Here is a 2500-nt window from a genome sequence, read left to right as displayed (position 1 = left end):
CAGTGGCTTGTGTTTAAGAACCGGAACCGTCTGGAAAGTCGGGCATTATTGGGTGATAGCCCCGTACGGGTAGAAAGAACACAAGTCCTCGAGTAAGGCGGGACACGTGAAATCCTGTCTGAACATGGGGGGACCACCCTCCAAGCCTAAGTACTCCTTGTCGACCGATAGTGAACAAGTACCGTGAGGGAAAGGTGAAAAGCACCCCGACGAGGGGAGTGAAACAGTTCCTGAAACCGGATGCCTACAAACAGTTGGAGCCCGAAAGGGTGACAGCGTACCTTTTGTATAATGGGTCAGCGACTTAATTTAACGAGCAAGCTTAAGCCGATAGGTGTAGGCGCAGGGAAACCGAGTCTGAATAGGGCGTCTTAGTTCGTTGGATTAGACCCGAAACCGGGTGATCTAGCCATGACCAGGTTGAAGGCACGGTAACACGTGCTGGAGGACCGAACCCACGCCTGTTGAAAAAGTCGGGGATGAGTTGTGGCTAGGGGTGAAAGGCCAATCAAACTCGGAAATAGCTGGTTCTCCGCGAAATCTATTTAGGTAGAGCGTCGACCGAATACCCTCGGGGGTAGAGCACTGGATGGGCTATGGGGACTTACCGTCTTACTGATCCTAACCAAACTCCGAATACCGAGGAGTACTAGTCGGCAGACACACAGTGGGTGCTAACGTCCATTGTGAAAAGGGAAACAACCCTGACCGCCAGTTAAGGCCCCCAAATCATGGCTAAGTGGGAAAGGATGTAGAACTCCCAAAACAACCAGGATGTTGGCTTAGAAGCAGCCATCATTTAAAGAAAGCGTAACAGCTCACTGGTCTAAATAAGGGGTTCCGCGCCGAAAATGTAACGGGGCTCAAGCCATGTGCCGAAACTGCGGGTGCACGTAAGTGCGCGGTAGCGGAGCGTTCCGTAAGCCAGTGAAGGGAGACCCGTGAGGGCTCCTGGAGGTATCGGAAGTGCGAATGCTGACATGAGTAACGACAAAGCGGGTGAGAGACCCGCTCGCCGAAAGTCCAAGGGTTCCTGCTCAACGTTAATCGGAGCAGGGTTAGCCGGCCCCTAAGGCGAGGCCGAAAGGCGTAGTCGATGGGAATGCAGTTAATATTCTGCAGCCTGCGGGTGGTGACGGATGCCGTGTATCGTATCCCCTTACTGGATTGGGGATGCGGTGAAGGTGTTCCAGGAAATAGCCCCCGCGCTATAGACCGTACCCTAAACCGACACAGGTGGACAGGTAGAGCATACCAAGGCGCTTGAGAGAACTATGCTGAAGGAACTCGGCAAATTGCTCCCGTAAGTTCGCGAGAAGGGAGCCTTCTGATCGGGCAACCGGTCAGGAGGGGCACAGACTAGGGGGTGGCGACTGTTTATCAAAAACACAGGGCTCTGCGAAGTCGCAAGACGACGTATAGGGTCTGACGCCTGCCCGGTGCCGGAAGGTTAAGAGGAGGTGTGCAAGCTCCGAATTGAAGCCCCGGTAAACGGCGGCCGTAACTATAACGGTCCTAAGGTAGCGAAATTCCTTGTCGGGTAAGTTCCGACCTGCACGAATGGCGTAACGACTTCCCCGCTGTCTCCAGCATAGACTCAGTGAAATTGAATTCCCCGTGAAGATGCGGGGTTCCTGCGGTCAGACGGAAAGACCCCGTGCACCTTTACTACAGCTTCACACTGGTATTCGTGTCGACATGTGTAGGATAGGTGGTAGACGTTGAAGCGAGGGCGCCAGCTCTCGTGGAGTCATCCTTGAAATACCACCCTTGTCGTCATGGATATCTAACCGCGATGTAACAGCATCCGGGACCGTGTGTGGCGGGTAGTTTGACTGGGGCGGTCGCCTCCCAAATGGTAACGGAGGCGCGCGAAGGTGGGCTCAGAGCGGTCGGAAATCGCTCGTCGAGTGCAATGGCATAAGCCTGCCTGACTGCGAGACTGACAAGTCGAGCAGAGACGAAAGTCGGCCATAGTGATCCGGTGGTCCCTCGTGGAAGGGCCATCGCTCAACGGATAAAAGGTACGCCGGGGATAACAGGCTGATGACCCCCAAGAGTCCATATCGACGGGGTTGTTTGGCACCTCGATGTCGACTCATCGCATCCTGGGGCTGGAGCAGGTCCCAAGGGTATGGCTGTTCGCCATTTAAAGCGGTACGTGAGTTGGGTTCAGAACGTCGCGAGACAGTTCGGTCCCTATCTGCCGTGGGTGTAGGAGAATTGAGAGGATCTGTCCCTAGTACGAGAGGACCGGGATGGACGAACCTCTGGTGGACCTGTTGTGGCGCCAGCCGCAGTGCAGGGTAGCTATGTTCGGAATAGATAACCGCTGAAAGCATCTAAGCGGGAAACTAACCTCAAAACAAGTTCTCCCTGAAGAGCCGTGGAAGACCACCACGTCGATAGGAGGCATGTGGAAGCACGGCAACGTGTGAAGCTGAGCCTTACTAATAGCTCGTTCGGCTTGATCACTCTCATTAATCAATGTCCATTCCAT

General features: G+C 54.4%; 1 rRNA gene (cut by a window edge). It reads left to right on the top strand.

Going from position 1 to position 2500, the window contains the following annotated elements:
* A 23S ribosomal RNA gene (locus tag C8348_RS21785) occupies positions 1-2475 on the top strand; it begins 247 nt to the left of the window's first position.
* Positions 2476-2500 lie beyond the last annotated feature (25 nt).

Origin of the sequence: Pannonibacter carbonis (assembly GCF_003012935.1) — a bacterium.
GTDB lineage: Bacteria > Pseudomonadota > Alphaproteobacteria > Rhizobiales > Stappiaceae > Pannonibacter > Pannonibacter carbonis.
This window is presented reverse-complemented; position numbering and strand designations above follow the sequence as displayed.